Below are 22,256 nucleotides of genomic sequence, written 5' to 3'. Positions count from 1 at the left end.
GCGGAGATAACGGACATGTCCCTACGCACCCTGCTCACCACCCTGCTGCTCGGCTGCAGTTTTTCGGTGATGGCAGCCACAGAAATCGTGCCTCTCAATTACCGCACCAGCACTGACATGCTGCCGATGGCGCAAGACTTCCTCGGCAAGGACGGTCAGGTCAGCGCCTATGGCAACCAACTGATCATCAAAGCCGAGCCGGACAAGATTCAGGAACTCAAGGCGCTGATCATCCAACTGGACACTGCGCCCAAGCGCTTGCTGATCACCGTCGACACCAATGAAAACAATGGCCGTGGCGACGAAGGTTATTCGGTCAACGGCGCTCAGCCGAACCAGACCCGCATCATCAGCCGCAGCACCACCAGCCGCGAAGGCGGCGTCCAGCAGGTTCAGGCCAGCGAAGGCATGCCGGCGCTGATTCAAGTCGGGCAAAGCGTGCCGATCACCAGCAGCCAGAGCAATTCCTACGGCGATTACAGCAGCCAGACTCAATACCGCAACGTCACCCAGGGTTTCTATGTCACCGCCAGCGTCACCGGCGACATCGTTCACCTGGCGATCAGTACCAACCATGACCGCATGAGCCAGGAACGTCCCGATGTAGTGAACGTGCAAAGCACCGACACAACGGTCAGCGGGCGCCTCGGTGAATGGATCACTCTCGCCGGCGTCAACAGCCAGACGCAGGCCGATAAACAGGGCCTGGCCCGCAGCTACTCGACTCAAGGCCGGGATGACATGACCTTGCGGGTCAAAGTCGACACGCTGGACTAAAGCACCGAAAACTGACTGATTAGTCGTATTAGACGAAAGATGTAGTGCCTGAAAAAAAGCACTACAAAACGTTTGACGAGGCAAAAAAGCGAAGGCATGATGGCCTCGCTCCCGCTAATCAGAGGCCCTGGCAAGGGCCTTCGAAGCGATGTTCGCACCTACCCCGCGAACCGCTTCGTGTCTGTACCGCCCACAAGGTGTGTTTGACGAGGTTGCCGACTGGAACGAAGTTGTCCCGAGGGACGGAAGCGTAATTAGGTAACCCGGCTCCACACTGTAGAACGTATAGAGGCCCACGACGCCCGAATGCGCCCGCAGTCCGCCACTACCTGCTCACTTCCCCTCGAGCCCATCGTTCATCCCGTCGCCTACCCCGCCGAATCCGACTTGACCACCTAAGCTTCTGGTCAGCGAGCGCAGGAATTTTCCACCGCAGAACAACTTTTCATAAAGACGCGACGAGGTTTATCTCCATGGCACTGACACGCGAACAGCAAATTGCAGCCCTCGAAAAAGACTGGGCTGAAAACCCGCGCTGGAAAGGCGTGACACGCGCTTACTCCGCTGCTGACGTCGTCCGCCTGCGTGGCTCGGTTCAACCTGAGCACACTTTTGCAAAACTGGGCGCCGAGAAGCTGTGGAACCTGGTCACCCAGGGTGCCAAGCCGTCCTTCCGTCCTGAGAAAGATTTCGTCAACTGCATGGGCGCCCTGACCGGCGGCCAGGCTGTGCAACAAGTCAAAGCCGGCATCCAGGCGATCTACCTGTCGGGCTGGCAGGTGGCTGCGGACAACAACTCCGCCGAATCGATGTACCCGGACCAGTCGCTGTACCCGGTGGATTCGGTTCCAACCGTTGTAAAGCGCATCAACAACTCGTTCCGTCGTGCTGACCAGATCCAATGGAAAGCCGGCAAAGGCCCGGGCGACGAAGGCTACATCGACTACTTCGCGCCGATCGTGGCTGACGCTGAAGCCGGTTTCGGTGGCGTACTGAACGCCTACGAGCTGATGAAGAGCATGATCGAAGCAGGCGCCGCCGGCGTTCACTTCGAAGACCAACTGGCTTCCGTGAAAAAATGCGGTCACATGGGCGGTAAAGTACTGGTTCCAACTCAGGAAGCCGTACAGAAGCTGACCGCTGCACGTCTGGCTGCCGACGTTGCCGGTACCCCGACCATCATTCTGGCCCGTACCGACGCGAACGCCGCTGACCTGCTGACCTCCGATTGCGACCCGTACGACCAGCCGTTCGTGACTGGCGAGCGCACTCAGGAAGGTTTCTACAAGGTACGTGCCGGTCTGGACCAGGCCATTGCCCGTGGCCTGGCTTACGCGCCATACGCCGACCTGATCTGGTGCGAAACCGCCAAGCCGGATCTGGACGAGGCTCGTCGCTTCGCCGAAGCGATCAAAAAGGAATACCCGGACCAACTGCTGTCGTACAACTGCTCGCCTTCCTTCAACTGGAAGAAAAACCTCGACGACGCGACCATTGCCAAATTCCAGCGCGAACTGTCCGCCATGGGTTACAAGCACCAGTTCATCACCCTGGCCGGCATTCACAACATGTGGCACAGCATGTTCAACCTGGCGCACGACTACGCCCGCAACGACATGACTGCCTACGTGAAGCTGCAAGAGCAGGAATTCGCTGACGCCGCCAAGGGTTACACCTTCGTGGCTCACCAGCAGGAAGTGGGCACCGGCTACTTCGACGACATGACCACTGTGATTCAAGGTGGCTCGTCCTCGGTAACCGCACTGACCGGTTCGACCGAAGAAGAACAGTTCCACTGATCTGATTCGCCTGAGCAAACGGCCCCTGCGGATCGGATAGAAAGCTAACCGCAGAGCCGCAAAACTGACGCCCCGACTGGTTCGGGGCGTTTTTTTGCCCAGGATTTGATGAACACCACAAATCCCTGTAGGAGTGAGCCTGCTCGCGATAGCGTTGGGTCAGTCTCCGCATGTGCAAGCTGATCCACCGCTATCGCGAGCAGGCTCACTCCTACAGGGATCGGCGTCGCCCGGACAAAAACATTGATCCAGAGCGGTACACGCATCAGAAAAATCGGCTAAAACGGGCGCCGTCGCTACTTGCAGTAACGTGCAAGTAAGACAACTTCCCAACTGGCACCCCGTTAAACAGTTACAAAACCACCTCAAACGATATCAATTATCATTTAGCCGCAACTATGTTCGTTACATTCCCTACAAAACATTATTCGCAGAAAACCGCCTAATGCCCGCTACGCATGGGCTGCAGGGCATTGGAGATGCGCTATGTGCTTATTCCAATAAATAATTTCGCTATAGGAATTTTACTTGCAGGGTGTTTAGCCATAAAATCAGCGCGATTGATTGCTGCGACATATCGTCACTGCCTTATTTCTTTATCAAGCTCAGAGACCTTTGCTCTCTGTTAAGGATTACCAGCATGCCCGAAGCGACAGGACTCATGGCCCACAACTGGGGCTTTGCCATTTTCCTTCTGGGTGTAGTCGGCCTGTGTGCCTTCATGCTTGGCGTCTCCAGCCTCCTTGGGTCAAAAGCCTGGGGCCGCAGCAAAAACGAACCGTTCGAGTCGGGCATGCTACCTACCGGTGGCGCCCGCTTGCGGCTCTCAGCCAAATTCTATCTGGTCGCGATGCTCTTCGTGATCTTCGATATCGAAGCCCTCTTTCTCTTTGCATGGTCTGTGTCCGTCCGCGAAAGCGGCTGGACCGGATTCGTCGAAGCTCTCGTTTTCATAGCAATTCTGTTGGCAGGTCTTGTCTACCTGTTCCGAGTGGGCGCCCTTGACTGGGCTCCGGAAGCTCGTCGCAAGCGGCAGGCGAAGCTGAAACAATGAGGCTTTGGCAATGCAATACAATCTCACCAGGATCGACCCCGATGCTCCTAACGAGCAGTATCCGATTGGCGAACGGGAAACCGTTTCCGATCCGTTAGAAGATCAAGTCCACAAAAACATTTTCATGGGCAAGCTGGAAGACGTGCTGAGTGGCGCGGTCAACTGGGGACGTAAGAACTCCCTGTGGCCGTACAACTTCGGCCTGTCGTGCTGCTACGTGGAAATGACCACCGCCTTCACGGCGCCCCACGACATCGCGCGCTTTGGCGCCGAGGTTATCCGGGCATCGCCGCGTCAGGCCGACTTCATGGTTATCGCCGGTACCTGCTTCATCAAGATGGCGCCGATCATCCAGCGTCTCTACGAGCAAATGCTCGAGCCGAAGTGGGTTATATCCATGGGTTCGTGCGCTAACTCCGGCGGCATGTACGACATCTACTCGGTGGTTCAAGGGGTGGACAAGTTCCTGCCTGTGGACGTCTACGTACCTGGCTGCCCGCCTCGTCCAGAAGCTTTTCTGCAAGGCTTGATGCTGTTGCAGGAATCGATTGGACAGGAGCGTCGTCCGCTTTCCTGGGTCGTTGGTGATCAAGGCGTTTATCGCGCCGACATGCCTTCGCAGAAGGAACAGCGCCGCGAACAGCGAATCGCAGTCACCAACCTGCGCAGCCCTGACGAAGTCTGATCCAGATCTGTTCTGACAAAGAAACGAGAAGCTGGCTTCATTCTTTACGTTGACCGAAAGCGAAAAAATAACCATGACTACAGGCAGTGCTCTGTACATCCCGCCTTATAAGGCAGACGACCAGGATGTGGTCGTTGAATTGAACAACCGTTTTGGCGCCGAAGCGTTCACCGCTCAGTCGACCCGCACCGGCATGCCGGTGCTGTGGGTCGCTCGCGCCAAACTCGTCGAAGTCCTGACCTTCCTGCGCAACCTGCCCAAGCCGTACGTCGTGCTCTATGACCTGCACGGCGTGGACGAGCGCCTGCGCACCAAGCGTCAAGGGTTGCCGAGCGACGCCGAGTTCACCGTGTTCTATCACCTCATGTCGCTGGAGCGTAATAGTGACGTGATGATCAAGGTCGCCTTGTCCGAGAGCGACCTCAGCTTGCCGACCGTCACCGGCATCTGGCCGAACGCCAACTGGTACGAGCGTGAAGTCTGGGACATGTTCGGCATCGACTTCAAAGGTCACCCGCACCTGTCGCGCATCATGATGCCGCCGACCTGGGAAGGTCACCCGCTGCGCAAGGACTTCCCGGCGCGCGCCACCGAATTCGATCCATACAGCCTCAACCTCGCCAAGCAACAGCTCGAGGAAGAAGCCGCGCGCTTCCGTCCTGAAGACTGGGGCATGAAGCGCTCCGGGACGAACGAGGACTACATGTTCCTCAACCTCGGCCCGAACCACCCTTCTGCGCACGGTGCGTTCCGCATCATTCTGCAGCTGGACGGTGAAGAGATCGTCGACTGCGTGCCGGACATCGGTTACCACCACCGTGGTGCCGAGAAGATGGCCGAGCGTCAGTCGTGGCACAGCTTCATCCCGTACACCGATCGTATCGATTACCTCGGCGGCGTGATGAACAACCTGCCGTACGTGCTCTCGGTCGAGAAGCTGGCCGGCATCAAGGTGCCCGAGAAGGTCGACGTCATCCGCATCATGATGGCCGAGTTCTTCCGGATCACCAGCCACCTGCTGTTCCTCGGGACTTACATCCAGGACGTCGGCGCGATGACTCCGGTGTTCTTCACCTTCACCGACCGCCAGAAGGCGTACACGGTGATTGAAGCCATTACCGGTTTCCGTCTGCACCCGGCCTGGTACCGCATCGGTGGCGTTGCCCACGACCTGCCGCGCGGCTGGGAAAAACTGGTGAAAGACTTCGTTGAATGGCTGCCAAAACGCCTCGACGAATACACCAAGGCTGCCCTGCAGAACAGCATCCTCAAGGGCCGTACCATCGGCGTCGCCCAATACAACACCAAAGAGGCCCTGGAATGGGGCGTCACTGGTGCCGGCCTGCGTTCGACCGGTTGCGACTTCGACCTGCGTAAAGCGCGTCCGTACTCCGGCTACGAGAACTTCGAGTTCGAAGTGCCGCTGGCCGCCAATGGCGATGCTTACGACCGCTGCATGGTCCGCGTTGAAGAAATGCGCCAGAGCATCAAGATCATCGATCAGTGCATGCGCAATATGCCGGAAGGCCCGTACAAGGCGGATCACCCGCTGACCACGCCGCCGCCGAAAGAGCGCACGCTGCAGCACATCGAAACCTTGATCACGCACTTCCTGCAAGTTTCGTGGGGCCCGGTGATGCCGGCCAACGAATCCTTCCAGATGATCGAAGCGACCAAGGGCATCAACAGTTATTACCTGACGAGCGACGGCGGCACCATGAGCTACCGTACCCGGATCCGCACTCCAAGCTTCCCGCATCTGCAACAGATCCCTTCGGTGATCAAAGGCAGCATGGTCGCGGACATGATTGCGTACCTGGGTAGTATCGATTTCGTTATGGCCGACGTGGACCGCTAAGCATGAACAGCACGCTTATCCAGACAGACCGTTTCACCCTCAGTGAAACCGAGCGCTCGGCCATCGAGCACGAGCTGCATCACTACGAAGACCCGCGCGCGGCGTCGATCGAAGCCCTGAAGATCGTTCAGAAAGAACGTGGCTGGGTGCCGGATGGCGCCTTGTACGCGATCGGCGAGATCCTCGGCATCCCGGCCAGCGACGTTGAAGGTGTGGCGACGTTCTATAGCCAGATTTTCCGTCAGCCGGTTGGCCGTCACATCATTCGCGTCTGCGACAGCATGGTCTGCTACATCGGCGGCCACGAGTCGGTGGTCAGCGAAATCCAGAACAAGCTGGGCATCGGCCTGGGTCAGACCACCACCGACGGTCGTTTCACCCTGCTGCCGGTCTGCTGCCTCGGCAACTGCGACAAGGCACCGGCGCTGATGATCGACGACGACACCTTTGGTGATGTACAGCCTGCTGGCGTCGCCAAACTGCTCGAGGGCTACGTATGACCCTGACATCTTTTGGTCCTGCCAACCGCATTCAGCGTTCGGCCGAGACTCACCCGCTGACCTGGCGTCTGCGTGATGACGGCGAAGCCGTGTGGCTCGACGAGTACCAGGCCAAGAACGGTTACGCCGCTGCGCGCAAAGCTTTCGCCGACATGGATCAGGACGCCATCGTCCAGACCGTGAAAGACGCAGGCTTGAAAGGTCGCGGCGGTGCAGGCTTCCCCACGGGCGTGAAGTGGGGCCTGATGCCCAAAGACGAATCCATCAACATCCGCTACTTGCTGTGCAACGCGGATGAGATGGAGCCGAATACCTGGAAAGACCGCATGCTGATGGAGCAACTGCCCCATCTGCTGATCGAAGGCATGCTGATCAGTGCTCGCGCGCTGAAAACCTACCGTGGCTACATCTTCCTGCGTGGCGAATACACCACCGCCGCCAAGCACCTCAACCGTGCCGTGGAAGAAGCCAAGGCTGCGGGCCTGCTGGGTAAAAACATCCTCGGCAGCGGCTTCGATTTCGAGCTGTTCGTCCACACCGGCGCCGGGCGTTACATCTGCGGTGAAGAAACCGCACTGATCAATTCCCTCGAAGGTCGCCGGGCCAACCCGCGCTCCAAGCCGCCCTTCCCTGCCGCTGTTGGCGTGTGGGGCAAGCCGACCTGCGTGAACAACGTTGAAACCCTGTGCAACGTGCCGGCGATCATTGCCGACGGCGTTGACTGGTACAAATCGTTGGCTCGCGAAGGCAGCGAAGACATGGGCACCAAGCTCATGGGCTTCTCCGGCAAGGTCAAGAACCCGGGCCTGTGGGAACTGCCTTTCGGCGTCACCGGTCGCGAGTTGTTCGAAGACTACGCCGGCGGCATGCGCGACGGCTTCAAGCTCAAGGCCTGGCAGCCAGGTGGCGCCGGTACCGGTTTCCTTCTGCCTGAGCACCTCGACGCACAAATGTACGCCGGCGGCATCGCCAAAGTGGGCACCCGTATGGGTACCGGCCTGGCCATGGCGGTGGATGACAGCGTCAACATGGTCTCGTTGCTGCGCAACATGGAGCAGTTCTTCGCTCGTGAGTCGTGCGGCTTCTGCACCCCGTGCCGTGATGGTTTGCCATGGAGCGTCAAGCTCTTGATGGCCATCGAAGAAGGCCGCGGTCAGCCAGGCGACATCGAGACCCTGCTGGGTCTGGTCAACTTCCTCGGCCCGGGCAAGACCTTCTGTGCTCACGCACCGGGTGCCGTGGAACCGTTGGGCAGCGCCATCAAATACTTCCGTCCAGAGTTCGAAGCCGGTATCGCGCCAGTCAGCGCCGCCGTCCCGCCTCTGGCAAGGCCGATCGTAATCGGCGCGTAAACGCTTAAAAGGTGAAGGGCCCGGGCCCTTCGCCTCCTGCGATGACGCCTTTCGAGGCTGGTTTGATTCGCACGGATAACAAGATTCCATTAGCCACGCCCGCTGACACCGGGCCAACGAAGACCTTTGAACCATGGCCACTATCCACGTAGACGGCAAAGCGCTCGAAGTCGACGGGGCAGACAACCTGTTACAGGCATGTCTGTCGCTGGGCCTCGACATTCCATATTTCTGCTGGCACCCCGCGCTCGGTAGCGTCGGGGCATGCCGCCAGTGCGCGGTCAAGCAGTACACCGACGAGAACGACACCCGTGGTCGCATCGTCATGTCCTGCATGACGCCTGCCACCGACAACACCTGGATCTCCATCGAAGATGAAGAATCCAAGGCGTTCCGCGCCAGTGTTGTCGAATGGCTGATGACCAACCACCCGCACGACTGCCCTGTGTGCGAAGAAGGCGGTCATTGCCACCTGCAAGACATGACAGTGATGACCGGCCACAACGAGCGCCGTTATCGCTTCACCAAACGCACCCACCAGAACCAGCAACTGGGCCCGTTCATTTCCCACGAAATGAACCGCTGCATCGCTTGCTACCGCTGCGTGCGTTTCTACAAGGATTACGCTGGCGGCACCGACCTCGGTGTATTCGGCGCCCACGACAACGTGTACTTCGGTCGCGTTGAAGACGGCACCCTCGAAAGCGAGTTCTCCGGCAACCTCACCGAGGTCTGCCCGACCGGTGTGTTCACCGACAAGACTCACTCCGAGCGCTACAACCGCAAGTGGGACATGCAGTTCTCGCCGAGCATCTGCCATGGCTGCTCGAGCGGTTGCAACATCTCCCCGGGCGAGCGTTACGGCGAACTGCGTCGCATCGAAAACCGTTTCAACGGTTCGGTGAACCAGTACTTCCTGTGCGACCGTGGCCGTTTCGGTTATGGCTACGTCAACCGCACCGACCGTCCACGTCAGCCGCTGCTGGCCGACGGCACCAAGCTCGGTCTGGATGCTGCACTGGATAAAGCCGCTGACCTGCTGCGCGGTCGCAATATCGTCGGTATCGGTTCGCCGCGTGCCAGCCTCGAAAGCAACTACGCGTTGCGCGAACTGGTCGGCGCCGAGCACTTCTACTCGGGCATCGAAGCGTCCGAACTGGAGCGCATTCGTCTGGTCTTGCAAGTGCTGAACGACAGTCCGCTGCCTGTGCCGAACATGCGCGACATCGAAGACCACGACGCGATCTTCGTCCTCGGTGAAGACCTGACCCAGACCGCCGCTCGCGTGGCGCTGTCGCTGCGTCAATCGGTCAAGGGCAAAGCTGAAGACATGGCCGAAGCCATGCGCGTTCAGCCTTGGCTGGATGCTGCGGTGAAGAACATCGGTCAGCACGCGCTGAACCCGCTGTTCATCGCCAGCCTGGCGGAAACCAAGCTCGACGACATCGCTGAAGAATGCGTTCACGCCGCTCCGGACGACCTGGCGCGCATCGGTTTCGCCGTTGCTCACGCACTGGACGCCAGCGCGCCGGCCGTTGAAGGTCTGGACGCCGAAGCACTGGAACTGGCTCAGCGCATCGCCGACGCCCTGCTCGCCGCCAAACGTCCGCTGATCATCGCCGGTACTTCGCTGGGCTCCAAAGCCCTGATCGAAGCCGCCGCGAACATCGCCAAGGCACTGAAGCTGCGCGAGAAGAACGGTTCGATCAGCCTGATCGTGCCGGAAGCCAACAGCCTCGGTCTGGCCATGCTCGGTGGCGAATCGGTCGACGCGGCGCTGCAAGCCGTCATCGACGGTAAGGCTGACGCGATCGTTGTGCTGGAAAACGATCTGTACACCCGCACCGCCAAAGAAAAAGTCGATGCTGCACTGAACGCTGCGCAAGTAGTGATCGTTGCTGACCATCAGAAGACCGCTACCAGCGACCGCGCGCACTTGGTTCTGCCAGCGGCGAGCTTCGCTGAAGGCGACGGTACGCTGGTCAGCCAGGAAGGTCGCGCCCAGCGCTTCTTCCAGGTTTTCGATCCGCAATACCTCGACGCGAGCATTCTGGTTCACGAAGGCTGGCGCTGGCTGCACGCCCTGCGCGCGACCCTGCTGAACCAGCCGATCGACTGGACGCAACTCGACCACGTCACCGCTGCCGTTGCTTCGAGCACCGAGCAACTGGCGCGTATCGTCGACGCTGCACCGTCGGCGGCGTTCCGCATCAAGGGTCTGAAACTGGCGCGTGAGCCGCTGCGTTATTCCGGTCGCACCGCGATGCGCGCCGACATCAGCGTTCACGAACCACGCACCCCGCAAGACAAAGACACCGCGTTCGCCTTCTCCATGGAAGGTTACTCGGGTTCGGTTGAACCGCGTCAGCAGGTGCCATTCGCCTGGTCGCCGGGCTGGAACTCGCCACAAGCGTGGAACAAGTTCCAGGACGAAGTCGGTGGTCACATCCGTGCTGGCGACCCGGGCACCCGCCTGATCGAAAGCACTGGCGATTCGCTGAACTGGTTCGCTGCAGCACCGCGTGCGTTCAACCCGGCGCCGGGTACCTGGCAAGCCGTGCCGTTCTTCCACCTGTTCGGCAGCGAAGAAAACTCTTCGAAAGCCGCACCGGTTCAAGAGCGTATTCCGGCGGCTTACGTGGCACTGGCGAAATCCGAAGCGGATCGTCTGGGCGTCAACGACGGTGCCCTGCTGAGCCTCAACGTGGCCGGCCAGACCCTGCGTCTGCCGCTGCGCATCAATGAAGAACTGGGCGCAGGTCTGGTGGCATTGCCTGCGGGCATCGCCGGCATTCCACCGGCATTCGCCGGCGTATCCGTCGACGGTCTGCAGGAGGCAGCGCAATGACCTGGTTCACCCCTGAAGTGATCGATGTGATCCTCTCGGTCGTCAAAGCCATCGTGATTCTGTTGGCCGTGGTGGTTGCAGGCGCGTTGCTCAGCTTTGTCGAACGTCGCCTGCTGGGCTGGTGGCAGGACCGCTACGGTCCGAACCGCGTTGGCCCGTTCGGTATGTTCCAGATCGCCGCCGACATGCTGAAGATGTTCTTCAAGGAAGACTGGACCCCGCCGTTTGCCGACAAAGTGATCTTCACTTTGGCACCGGTGGTGGCCATGTCCGCCTTGCTGGTCGCGTTTGCGATCATCCCGATCACCCCGACCTGGGGCGTCGCGGACCTGAACATCGGCTTGCTGTTCTTCTTCGCCATGGCCGGTCTGTCGGTCTACGCGGTGTTGTTCGCCGGCTGGTCGAGTAACAACAAGTTCGCCCTGCTCGGCGCGTTGCGTGCTTCGGCGCAGACCGTGTCCTACGAAGTGTTCATGGGCCTGGCCCTGATGGGCATCGTGGTCCAGGTTGGCTCGTTCAACATGCGCGACATCGTCGAGTACCAGGCGCAGAACCTGTGGTTCATCATTCCGCAGTTCTTCGGCTTCTGTACCTTCTTCATCGCTGGCGTCGCCGTGACTCACCGTCACCCGTTCGACCAGCCGGAAGCGGAACAGGAACTGGCCGACGGTTACCACATTGAATACGCCGGTATGAAATGGGGCATGTTCTTCGTCGGTGAATACATCGGCATCATCTTGATCTCGGCGCTGCTGGTCACCCTGTTCTTCGGTGGCTGGCACGGTCCGTTCGGCATCTTGCCGCAACTGGCTTTCCTCTGGTTCGCACTGAAGACCGCGTTCTTCATCATGCTGTTCATCCTGCTGCGCGCGTCTATCCCGCGTCCGCGTTATGACCAGGTGATGGATTTCAGCTGGAAATTCTGCCTGCCACTGACCCTGATCAATTTGCTGGTGACCGCTGCGGTCGTGTTGTTGAACACGCCTGCAGTCGCGGTTCAGTGAGGATTTGACCCATGTTCAAATATATTGGCGACATCATTAAGGGTACCGGTACCCAGTTGCGCAGCCTGGTCATGGTCTTCGGCCATGGCTTTCGCAAGCGCGACACCCTGCAATACCCGGAAGAAGCGGTCTACCTGCCACCACGCTACCGTGGTCGCATCGTCCTGACCCGCGACCCCGATGGCGAAGAGCGTTGCGTTGCCTGCAACCTGTGCGCCGTGGCTTGCCCGGTAGGTTGCATCTCGCTGCAGAAAGCTGAAACCGAAGACGGTCGCTGGTACCCCGACTTCTTCCGTATCAACTTCTCGCGCTGCATTTTCTGCGGTCTCTGCGAGGAAGCCTGTCCGACCACCGCAATCCAGCTGACACCGGATTTCGAGATGGCCGAGTTCAAACGTCAGGACCTGGTGTACGAGAAAGAAGATCTGCTGATCTCCGGCCCCGGCAAAAACCCTGATTACAACTTCTATCGTGTTGCAGGTATGGCAATCGCTGGCAAGCCGAAAGGCTCCGCACAGAACGAAGCCGAACCGATCAACGTGAAGAGCTTGCTGCCTTAAGGAAGAACGATGGAATTCGCTTTCTATTTCGCATCGGGTATCGCTGTTGTGGCCACGCTACGTGTGGTCACCAACACCAACCCTGTGCACGCCCTGCTCTACCTGATCATCTCGTTGATCGCCGTGGCCATGACCTTCTTCGCACTCGGCGCCCCGTTCGCCGGCGTGCTGGAAGTGATCGCCTACGCCGGCGCCATCATGGTGCTGTTCGTGTTCGTGGTGATGATGCTCAACCTCGGCCCCGCCGCGGTTCAGCAAGAACGCGCCTGGCTCAAGCCCGGCATCTGGGCCGGGCCGGTGATTCTCGGCGCGCTGCTGCTGGCCGAACTGCTGTATGTGCTGTTCGCTCACCAGAGCGGCCAGGCCATCGGCCACACCACCGTAGACGCAAAAGCCGTGGGCATCAGCCTGTTCGGCCCGTACCTGCTGGTGGTCGAACTCGCCTCGATGCTGCTGCTCGCTGCAGCCGTCACGGCGTTCCATTTGGGCCGTAACGAGGCGAAGGAGTAAGTCATGCCTGCTATCCCTCTCGAACATGGACTTGCCGTTGCCGGCATCCTGTTCTGCCTTGGTCTGGTCGGCCTGATGGTCCGCCGCAACATTTTGTTCGTGTTGATGAGTCTGGAAGTGATGATGAACGCCTCTGCACTGGCGTTCATTGTCGCGGGCGCCCGTTGGGGCCAGCCGGATGGACAGATCATGTTCATCCTGGTGATCAGCCTTGCAGCTGCCGAGGCCAGTATTGGTCTGGCGATCCTGCTGCAACTGTATCGCCGCTTCCACACGCTCGATATCGACGCTGCCAGTGAGATGCGCGGATGAACCTGATCTTTCTGACTTTCGTATTCCCTCTGCTCGGTTTTCTGCTGCTGTCGTTCTCCCGTGGACGCTGGTCGGAAAACCTCTCGGCGCTGATCGGCGTGGGTTCCATTGGCTTGTCGGCGATTGTCACCGCCTACATCATCTGGCAATTCAACGTCGCGCCACCGGAAGGCGGTCACTACACCCTGGTGCTGTGGCAGTGGATGGCGGTCGAAGGCTTCAAGCCTGACTTCGCCCTCTACATCGACGGCTTGTCGATCACCATGCTCGGCGTGGTGGTTGGCGTCGGTTTCCTGATCCACCTGTTCGCGTCCTGGTACATGCGCGGCGAAGCGGGTTACTCGCGCTTCTTCTCGTACACCAACCTGTTTATCGCCAGCATGCTGTTCCTGGTGCTCGGCGATAACCTGTTGTTCCTGTACTTCGGCTGGGAAGGCGTGGGCCTGTGCTCGTACCTGTTGATCGGTTTCTATTACAGCAACCGCAACAACGGTAACGCCGCACTCAAGGCGTTCATCGTGACCCGGATCGGCGACGTGTTCATGGCCATCGGCCTGTTCATCCTGTTCCAGCAAGTGGGCACGCTGAACATCCAGGAACTGCTGGTGCTGGCACCGCAGAAATTCCAGGTCGGCGACTTCTGGATCACCCTGGCAACCCTGATGCTGCTGGGTGGTGCGGTCGGTAAATCGGCGCAACTGCCGCTGCAAACCTGGCTCGCGGACGCGATGGCCGGCCCGACCCCGGTTTCGGCACTGATCCACGCTGCAACGATGGTTACTGCGGGTGTTTACCTGATCGCCCGTACCCACGGCCTGTTCACCCTGGCGCCGGACATCCTGCACCTGGTCGGCATCGTCGGTGGTGTGACCCTGGTACTGGCAGGTTTCGCCGCACTGGTACAGACCGACATCAAACGTATCCTCGCCTACTCGACCATGAGCCAGATCGGCTACATGTTCCTGGCGCTGGGCGTTGGCGCCTGGGATGGCGCGATTTTCCACCTGATGACCCACGCCTTCTTCAAGGCCCTGCTGTTCCTTGCTTCCGGTGCGGTGATCGTTGCCTGCCACCACGAGCAGAACATCTTCAAGATGGGCGGTCTGTGGAAAAAACTGCCACTGGCCTACGCCAGCTTCATCGTCGGCGGCGCGGCACTGTCGGCCCTGCCACTGGTCACCGCAGGCTTCTACTCCAAGGACGAAATCCTTTGGGAAGCGTTCGCCAGCGGCAACCACGGTCTGCTTTACGCAGGTCTGGTCGGCGCATTCATGACGTCGCTGTACACCTTCCGCCTGATCTTCATCACGTTCCACGGTGAAGCCAAGACTGAAGCCCACGCCGGTCACGGCATCGCTCACTGGCTGCCGCTGTCGGTACTGATCGTGCTGTCGACCTTCGTCGGCGCGATGATCGTTCCACCGCTGCACGGCGTTCTGCCAGAAAGCGTTGGCCATGCTGGCGGCGAAGCCAAGCACAGTCTGGAAATCGCCTCGGGTGCTATTGCACTGGCCGGTATCCTGCTGGCAGCGCTGCTGTTCCTCGGCAAGCGTCGCTTCGTCACGGCGATAGCCAACAGCGGCATCGGCCGTTTCCTTTCGGCCTGGTGGTTCGCTGCCTGGGGCTTCGACTGGATCTACGACAAACTGTTCGTCAAGCCTTACCTGGCGATCAGCCACGTACTGCGCAAAGACCCGCTCGACCAGACCATCGGTCTGATCCCGCGTATGGCCAAGGGTGGTCACACTGCCCTGAGCCGCACCGAGACCGGTCAACTGCGTTGGTACGCTGCTTCGATGGCTGCTGGTGCCGTGCTGGTTATTGGCGCCATCGTGCTGGTAGCGGTCTGATATGAACCTTGCGAATTTGCGAAAGGAAACGAGCCCGTCATGATTCTGCCTTGGCTAATCCTGATCCCCTTCATCGGCGGCCTGCTGTGCTGGATGGGTGAGCGCTTCGGCGCTACCCTCCCCCGCTGGATTGCGCTGTTGACCATGACCCTGGAACTCGCCCTCGGCCTCTGGCTGTGGGCCCACGGTGACTATTCATTTGCTCCGGCGCCTGGCGCCGATCCGACCTGGGCGCTTGAGTTCAAGCATGTCTGGATCCAGCGCTTCGGCATCAACGTGCACCTGGCCCTCGACGGCCTGTCGCTGTTGATGATCCTGCTGACCGGTCTGCTGGGTATCCTCTCGGTACTCTGCTCGTGGAAAGAGATTCAACGTCACGTTGGCTTCTTCCACCTGAACCTGATGTGGATCCTGGGCGGCGTTGTCGGCGTGTTCCTCGCCCTCGACCTGTTCATGTTCTTCTTCTTCTGGGAAATGATGCTGGTGCCGATGTACTTCCTCATCGCGCTCTGGGGTCACAGTTCTTCGGACGGCAAGAAAACCCGGATCTACGCGGCGACCAAGTTCTTCATCTTCACTCAGGCTTCCGGCCTGATCATGCTGGTGGCGATCCTCGGTCTGGTGCTGGTCAACTTCAACAACACGGGCGTGATTACTTTCAACTACGCCGACCTGTTGAAAACCAAGATGTCGATGACCACCGAGTACATCCTGATGCTCGGCTTCTTCATCGCTTTCGCGGTCAAGCTGCCGGTCGTACCGTTCCACTCGTGGTTGCCTGATGCCCACGCCCAGGCGCCGACTGCAGGTTCCGTCGACCTCGCCGGTATTCTGCTGAAAACCGCTGCCTACGGTCTGCTGCGTTTCGCCCTGCCGTTGTTCCCGAATGCTTCGGCCGAGTTCGCGCCGATCGCCATGACCCTCGGTCTGATCGGGATCTTCTACGGTGCGTTCCTCGCGTTCGCGCAAACCGACATCAAGCGCCTGATCGCCTTCTCCTCCGTTTCCCACATGGGCTTCGTGTTGATCGGCATCTACTCCGGCAGCCAACTGGCCCTGCAAGGTGCAGTGATCCAGATGTTGGCGCACGGTGTTTCGGCGGCGGCACTGTTTATTCTCAGCGGTCAGTTGTACGAGCGTCTGCACACTCGTGACATGCGTGAGATGGGCGGTCTGTGGTCGCATATCGCTTACCTGCCGGCGATCAGCCTGTTCTTTGCGGCCGCGTCCTTGGGTTTGCCGGGTACCGGTAACTTTGTCGGTGAGTTCCTGATCCTGATCGGTACGTTCGCCAGCGCGCCATGGATCACCGCGATTGCTACCTCCGGTCTGGTGTTCGGTTCGGTCTACTCGCTGATCATGATCCACCGTGCCTACTTCGGTCCGTCGAAATCGGATTCGATCCTGCACGGTATGGACGCTCGCGAACTGATCATGGTGCTGGGCCTTGCGGTGCTGCTGATTTACCTCGGCGTGTACCCGCAACCGTTCCTCGACACGTCTGCCGCCACGATGCATGGCGTACAGCAGTGGCTCGGCACCGCCTTCACTCAACTCGCTTCGGCCCGGTAAGAGCGCTATGGAATTCACGATTCAACACTTTATTGCGCTTGCGCCACTGTTGATCACCAGCCTCACCATTATCGTGGTGATGCTGGCAATCGCCTGGCGCCGCAACCACTCGCAGACCTTCCTGATCTCGGTCGCCGGTCTGAACCTGGCCTTGCTGTCGATCCTGCCGGCCTTGAAAGTCGCGCCTCTGGCCGTGACTCCACTGCTGCAGATCGACTCCTTTGCCTGCCTGTACATGGCGCTGATCCTGGTCGCCACCCTCGCTTGCGTCACCCTCGCCCACGCCTATTTGGGTGATGGCGGTACGGGTTACCCGGGCAACCGTGAAGAACTTTACCTGCTGATCCTGATGGCCGCCGCTGGTGGCCTGGTTCTGGTCAGCGCGCAGCACCTGGCCGGTTTGTTCATCGGTCTGGAACTGCTCTCGGTACCGGTTTACGGTCTGGTGGCTTACGCCTTCTTCAACAAGCGTTCGCTGGAAGCCGGCATCAAATACATGGTGCTGTCGGCCGCAGGTTCCGCGTTCCTGTTGTTCGGTATGGCGCTGCTCTACGCAGACTCCGGTTCGCTGAGCTTCGTCGGTATCGGTCAGGCTCTGGCTGCTACTGGCCTGCCTAGCTCGCTGGCGCAACTGGGCCTGGGCATGATGCTGATCGGTCTGGCGTTCAAGCTGTCGCTGGTACCGTTCCACCTGTGGACGCCGGACGTCTACGAAGGTGCTCCGGCTCCAGTGGCTGCGTTCCTCGCGACCGCGTCGAAGGTTGCGGTGTTTGCGGTGATGGTGCGTCTGTTCCAGATCTCCCCTGCCGCCAGCAGTGGTGTACTGAGCGACGTGCTGACCGTTATCGCCATCGCCTCGATACTGTTCGGTAACCTGCTGGCCCTGACCCAGAGCAACCTCAAGCGTCTGCTCGGTTACTCGTCCATCGCGCACTTCGGCTACCTGCTGATCGCGCTGGTGGCAAGCAAGGGTCTGGCGGTGGAAGCCATCGGCGTGTACCTGGTCACCTACGTGATCACCAGCCTCGGCGCTTTCGGCGTGATCACCCTGATGTCCTCGCCGTATAACGGTCGTGACGCTGATGCCTTGTACGAATACCGCGGCCTGTTCTGGCGCCGTCCGTACCTGACCGCCGTACTGACCGTGATGATGTTGTCGCTGGCGGGTATCCCGCTGACTGCTGGCTTCATCGGCAAGTTCTACATCATCGCTACCGGTGTTGAATCGCACCAATGGTGGCTGGTCGGTTCGCTGGTGCTGGGCAGCGCCATCGGCGTTTTCTACTACCTGCGCGTGATGGTCACTCTGTACCTGATCGAGCCAAACCTGCGTCGCCACGACGCCCAGTTGCACTGGGAACAGAAGGCAGGCGGCGTAATGCTGCTGGCCATCGCCCTGGTCGCATTCTTCCTGGGTGTGTACCCGCAGCCATTGCTGACACTGGTTCAGCAGGCGGGTCTGGCGGGCTGATTGCTCGGCTGGCTACACATGAAAACGGCACCTTCGGGTGCCGTTTTTTTTTGCAATTTCAAGATCAAGAGATCGCAGCCTTCGGCAGCTCCTACAGGGATTCGTGTAGGAGCTGCCGAAGGCTGCGATCTCTTGATCTTCCCCCTCCAACACCCGATTGATGAGCAAAACACATAACTCTATAGCGCAAATCCGCAAAAACCTTTTCCTCTCTCCAGCAGTCACTCCTTAACGAGACCGGCGCTCACGCCGGCACGCCCGTTTGGGCCATTTGACCCTGCTGCCCTGATTGAGAAAAAAGGAATCGAACCATGACGATTTCCCGACGCAGATTTCTGATCCTTGGCGCCGTCACCGCGACGGCGTTCGCCATGCCGCCGTTTATCAGCCTCAAGGCCTACGCGGCCAACCTGGAGCAACCGGCCATGAGCAAAGTAACGATCAACGTCAACGGCAAACCGCGTGAACTGGATGTCGATACGCGCACGACCCTGCTCGATGCGCTGCGTGAACACCTGCACCTGACCGGCAGTAAAAAAGGCTGCGACCACGGCCAGTGCGGCGCCTGCACGGTGATCGCCGATGGCCGCCGAATCAATTCCTGCCTGACCCTGGCGGTGATGCACGAAGGCAGTGAAATCACCACCATCGAAGGCCTCGGCATGCCGGACAACCTGCATCCGATGCAAGCGGCGTTCATCAAACACGACGGTTACCAGTGCGGTTATTGCACGCCGGGGCAGATTTGCTCGGCGGTCGCCGTCATCAAGGAAATTCGCGACGGCATCCCCAGCCACGCCAGTGCCAGCCTGACCGAACCGCCGCAACTGATCGCGGCGGAATTTCAGGAGCGCATGAGCGGCAATATCTGCCGTTGCGGCGCCTACTCGAACATCATCGAAGCCATCACTGAAATCGCGGAGGTGCCGGCATGAGACCGTTCAATTACAGCCGCGCCGACTCGCCTGCCGCCGCTGCTGCGCAAGCCGCTCAAGTCGAAGGCGCAAGGTTCATCGCCGGTGGCACCAACCTGCTCGACCTGATGAAACTCGACATCGAAACCCCGCTGCACCTGATCGACGTCAATCACCTCGGACTGGACCAGATCGAAGCCACGCCTGAAGGCGGACTGCGCATCGGCGCGCTGGTGCGCAACACCGATCTGGCTGCCGACGCACGCATCAGAAAGGATTACGCCCTGCTCTCGCGCGCACTGCTTGCCGGGGCTTCCGGGCAATTACGCAACATGGCCAGCACCGCCGGCAACCTGCTGCAACGCACGCGTTGCCCGTATTTCTACGACACCCATCAAGCCTGCAACAAACGTAATCCCGGCAGCGGCTGCGCAGCGATTGGCGGCGTCAGTCGGCAACTGGGCATCATCGGCGTCAGCGATGCCTGCATCGCCACCCATCCGAGCGACATGGCGATTGCCATGCGCGCACTCGATGCACAGATTGAAACGGTGAAACCCGACGGCAGCACGCGCAGCATCGCAATCGCGGATTTCCACCAGCTGCCGGGCACCACGCCGAACATCGAAACCAGCCTGACGCCAGGCGAGTTCATCACGGCGGTGACCTTGCCCGCACCGCTTGGCGGCACGCACGTCTATCACAAGGTTCGTGATCGATCGTCGTACGCCTTTGCGCTGGTCTCGGTGGGTCTGATTCTGCAAAAAGACGGCAGCGGGCGCATCGCCGTCGGCGGTATCGCGCCGAAACCCTGGCGCGTCGAAGCCGCCGAAGCGCTGCTGCCCAAAGGCGCCAAAGCCGTCAGCGAACGCCTGCTCGACGGTGCCACGCCGACGCACGATAACCAATTCAAACTGACCCTGGTCGAGCGCACGCTCGGTTCAGTGTTGGCGCAAGCGAGGGACGAAGCATGAAATTCGACACGCCCGCCACCACCAACCCGATCGACCAGTTGAAAGTCATCGGCAAACCCACCGACCGCGTCGAAGGCTCACTGAAAACCAGTGGCCAGGCGCCGTACGCTTACGAGCAACATGAAGCGGTGGCCAATCAGGCTTACGGCTTCATGGTCGGTTCAGCCATCGCCAAGGGGCGGATCAACAACATCGATCTGGCGGCCGCCAAAGCCGCGCCCGGCGTGTTGGCGATCGTCACCGCCGCCAACGCCGGCAAACTCGGCAAGGGCAAGTACAACGCCGCACATTTGTTGGCGGGGCCAGAGATTCAGCACTATCACCAGGCCGTCGCGCTGGTGGTCGCCGAGACCTTCGAACAGGCCCGTGCTGCTGCGCAAATGGTCAAGGTCGATTATCTCGCTGACAAGGGCGAGTTCGATCTGGCCAGCGTGCGTGACAAAGGCGTAGAACCGAAAGACGAGTTGCCCGATGTCAAACACGGCGATTTCGCCAAAGCCTTCGCCGCCGCGCCAGTGCAGTTCGATCAGACCTACACCACGCCGGATCAGTCCCACGCAATGATGGAGCCGCACGCGACACTGGCCGCTTGGAAAGGCGATCAGTTGACCCTGTGGACGTCGAACCAGATGATCGCCTGGAGCGTTGCCGACATCGCCACCACCCTCGGCCTGCCCAAGGAAAAAGTCCGCCTGATCTCGCCGTACATTGGCGGCGGCTTTGGCGGCAAGCTGTTCGTGCGCGCCGACGCGATCCTCGCCGCCCTCGGCGCACGCATGGCCGGCAGACCGGTGAAAGTCGCCCTCGCCCGCCCGCAGATCGCCAACAACACCACCCATCGCCCGGCAACGATCCAGCGCATTCGCATGGGCGCGACGGCGGACGGCAAGCTCACTGCGATTGCCCATGAAGGCTGGTCGGGCAACCTCGCTGAAGGCAAAGTCGAAGTCGCCGCGCAACCCAGTCAGCTGTTGTACGCCGCCGAAAATCGCCTGGTGAGCATGCGCCTCGCACCGCTGGATTTGCCGGAAGGCAACGCCATGCGCGCGCCCGGTGAAACCCCGGGGCTGATGGTGCTGGAAATCGCCATGGACGAAATGGCCGAGCAGCTCAAGCTTGATCCGGTGCAGTTGCGCATCCTCAACGACACTCAGGTCGACCCGGTGAAAACCGAGCGGCCGTTTTCCCAGCGACGGCTGATCGAATGCCTGCAAACCGGCGCCGACAAGTTTGGCTGGGACAAACGCAATGCGCAGCCCGGTTCTCGCCGTGAAGGTCGCTGGCTGATCGGCATGGGCGTGGCGGCGGCGATCCGCAACAACCTGCTGGTGAAATCCGCTGCGCGCGTGCGCCTGGAGCGTGACGGCAAGATCACCGTCGAAACCGATATGACCGATATCGGCACTGGTAGCTACACGATCATCGCCCAGACCGCCGCCGAAATGATGGGCGTGAGCCTGAAAGAGGTGACGGTGTATCTGGGCGATTCGAGCTTTCCGGTGTCCTCCGGATCTGGTGGCCAATTCGGTGCCAATTGCTCGACTGCTGGGGTGTACGCCGCGTGCATGAAATTGCGCGAAGCGGTGGCCAGCAAGTTGGGCATGGCGGCTGATCAGGCCGAGTTTGTCGACGGTCAGGTGCGGGTAGGCAACAAAAGCCTGCCGATGCGCAACGCGGCGCAAAACGGCGCAGTAACGGCGGAGGACAGTATCGAATTCGCCGACCTCGCCAAGCAGTATCAGCAGTCGACATTCGGCGCGCATTTCGTCGAAGTCGCCGTAGATGCGGCGACTGGAGAAGTGCGGGTGCGGCGAATGTTGGCGGTGTGTGCAGCCGGGCGGATTCTCAATCCGAAAGCGGCGCGCAGCCAGGTCATCGGCGCGATGACCATGGGCGTTGGTGCGGCGTTGATGGAAGAACTGGCGGTGGACAAAAAGCTCGGCTTTTTCGTCAACCATGACCTGGCCGGATACGAAGTGCCGGTGCACGCCGACATTCCGCATCAGGAGGTGATTTTCCTCGATGAGACCGACCCGATCTCTTCGCCAATGAAGGCCAAGGGTGTCGGCGAGCTGGGCATTTGCGGCGTCAGTGCGGCCGTCGCCAATGCGATCTACAACGCCACCGGCGCACGGGTTCGCGACTACCCGATCACCCTCGACAAAATCCTCTCCTCCCTACCCCCGATGCTCTAAACATCTCCCCTGTAGGAGCTG

18 protein-coding genes are annotated in these 22,256 nt (G+C 60.1%); all 18 read left to right on the top strand.

What is annotated here, in order from left to right; translation table 11 throughout:
* Positions 1-15: 15 nt before the first annotated feature.
* Complete coding sequence (locus tag QOL84_RS02210) at positions 16-777, top strand: secretin N-terminal domain-containing protein (protein ID WP_283435997.1); 762 nt, start codon at positions 16-18, stop codon at positions 775-777.
* A 473-nt stretch (positions 778-1,250) separates the two neighbouring features.
* Positions 1,251-2,576, top strand: a complete 1,326-nt coding sequence (gene aceA, locus QOL84_RS02205; protein WP_008032724.1) for an isocitrate lyase — start codon at positions 1,251-1,253, stop codon at positions 2,574-2,576.
* A gap of 640 nt (positions 2,577-3,216) precedes the next feature.
* A complete protein-coding gene (locus QOL84_RS02200; RefSeq protein ID WP_003223812.1) occupies positions 3,217-3,630 on the top strand; it encodes an NADH-quinone oxidoreductase subunit A in 414 nt (137 codons plus the stop codon).
* 10 nt (positions 3,631-3,640) lie between these two features.
* Entirely contained in the window at positions 3,641-4,315 is a 675-nt protein-coding gene (locus QOL84_RS02195; protein ID WP_003223809.1) for a NuoB/complex I 20 kDa subunit family protein, read from the top strand.
* 73 nt (positions 4,316-4,388) lie between these two features.
* On the top strand, positions 4,389-6,173 hold the full coding sequence (gene nuoC / locus QOL84_RS02190; protein ID WP_283435996.1) for an NADH-quinone oxidoreductase subunit C/D: 1,785 nt from the start codon (positions 4,389-4,391) through the stop codon (positions 6,171-6,173).
* A gap of 2 nt (positions 6,174-6,175) precedes the next feature.
* Complete coding sequence (gene nuoE, locus QOL84_RS02185; protein WP_129394523.1) at positions 6,176-6,673, top strand: NADH-quinone oxidoreductase subunit NuoE; 498 nt, start codon at positions 6,176-6,178, stop codon at positions 6,671-6,673.
* Positions 6,670-8,025, top strand: a complete 1,356-nt coding sequence (gene nuoF / locus QOL84_RS02180; RefSeq protein ID WP_008082856.1) for an NADH-quinone oxidoreductase subunit NuoF — start codon at positions 6,670-6,672, stop codon at positions 8,023-8,025. The genes nuoE and nuoF overlap by 4 nt, the downstream gene beginning before the upstream one ends.
* A 133-nt stretch (positions 8,026-8,158) precedes the next feature.
* Positions 8,159-10,873 (top strand): NADH-quinone oxidoreductase subunit NuoG, encoded by a 2,715-nt coding sequence (gene nuoG / locus QOL84_RS02175; RefSeq protein ID WP_283435995.1) that lies wholly within the window; start codon positions 8,159-8,161, stop codon positions 10,871-10,873.
* Positions 10,870-11,877: an NADH-quinone oxidoreductase subunit NuoH gene (gene nuoH, locus QOL84_RS02170; RefSeq protein WP_129394526.1), complete on the top strand. Its 1,008-nt coding sequence runs from the start codon at positions 10,870-10,872 to the stop codon at positions 11,875-11,877. The genes nuoG and nuoH overlap by 4 nt, the downstream gene beginning before the upstream one ends.
* 11 nt (positions 11,878-11,888) lie before the next feature.
* The gene (nuoI, locus tag QOL84_RS02165) at positions 11,889-12,437 is read left to right on the top strand and encodes an NADH-quinone oxidoreductase subunit NuoI (protein ID WP_236431037.1); all 549 of its coding nucleotides are present in this window, start codon (positions 11,889-11,891) and stop codon (positions 12,435-12,437) included.
* 9 nt (positions 12,438-12,446) lie between these two features.
* Positions 12,447-12,947 (top strand): NADH-quinone oxidoreductase subunit J, encoded by a 501-nt coding sequence (gene nuoJ / locus QOL84_RS02160; protein ID WP_236431036.1) that lies wholly within the window; start codon positions 12,447-12,449, stop codon positions 12,945-12,947.
* Positions 12,948-12,950: 3 nt separating this feature from the next.
* Positions 12,951-13,259, top strand: a complete 309-nt coding sequence (nuoK, locus tag QOL84_RS02155) for an NADH-quinone oxidoreductase subunit NuoK (RefSeq protein WP_003223790.1) — start codon at positions 12,951-12,953, stop codon at positions 13,257-13,259.
* A complete protein-coding gene (gene nuoL, locus QOL84_RS02150; RefSeq protein WP_283435994.1) occupies positions 13,256-15,109 on the top strand; it encodes an NADH-quinone oxidoreductase subunit L in 1,854 nt (617 codons plus the stop codon). The genes nuoK and nuoL overlap by 4 nt, the downstream gene beginning before the upstream one ends.
* Before the next feature lie 39 nt (positions 15,110-15,148).
* Complete coding sequence (nuoM, locus tag QOL84_RS02145) at positions 15,149-16,681, top strand: NADH-quinone oxidoreductase subunit M (protein WP_283435993.1); 1,533 nt, start codon at positions 15,149-15,151, stop codon at positions 16,679-16,681.
* A 7-nt stretch (positions 16,682-16,688) separates the two neighbouring features.
* Entirely contained in the window at positions 16,689-18,152 is a 1,464-nt protein-coding gene (nuoN, locus tag QOL84_RS02140; protein WP_064117786.1) for an NADH-quinone oxidoreductase subunit NuoN, read from the top strand.
* Positions 18,153-18,463: 311 nt separating this feature from the next.
* Positions 18,464-19,087, top strand: coding sequence for an aldehyde dehydrogenase iron-sulfur subunit PaoA (gene paoA / locus QOL84_RS02135; RefSeq protein ID WP_283435992.1), 624 nt, complete (start codon positions 18,464-18,466; stop codon positions 19,085-19,087).
* Positions 19,084-20,040 carry an FAD binding domain-containing protein gene (locus tag QOL84_RS02130; RefSeq protein WP_283435991.1) on the top strand — a complete coding sequence of 319 codons (957 nt, stop codon included), beginning with the start codon at positions 19,084-19,086 and terminating at the stop codon, positions 20,038-20,040. The genes paoA and QOL84_RS02130 overlap by 4 nt, the downstream gene beginning before the upstream one ends.
* A complete protein-coding gene (gene paoC / locus QOL84_RS02125) occupies positions 20,037-22,235 on the top strand; it encodes an aldehyde oxidoreductase molybdenum-binding subunit PaoC (protein ID WP_283435990.1) in 2,199 nt (732 codons plus the stop codon). Before QOL84_RS02130 ends, paoC begins: the two co-directional genes overlap by 4 nt.
* Positions 22,236-22,256 lie beyond the last annotated feature (21 nt).

This window comes from Pseudomonas helmanticensis, from assembly GCF_900182985.1.
In the GTDB taxonomy this organism is placed as follows: Bacteria; Pseudomonadota; Gammaproteobacteria; order Pseudomonadales; family Pseudomonadaceae; genus Aquipseudomonas; species Aquipseudomonas helmanticensis.
This window is presented reverse-complemented; position numbering and strand designations above follow the sequence as displayed.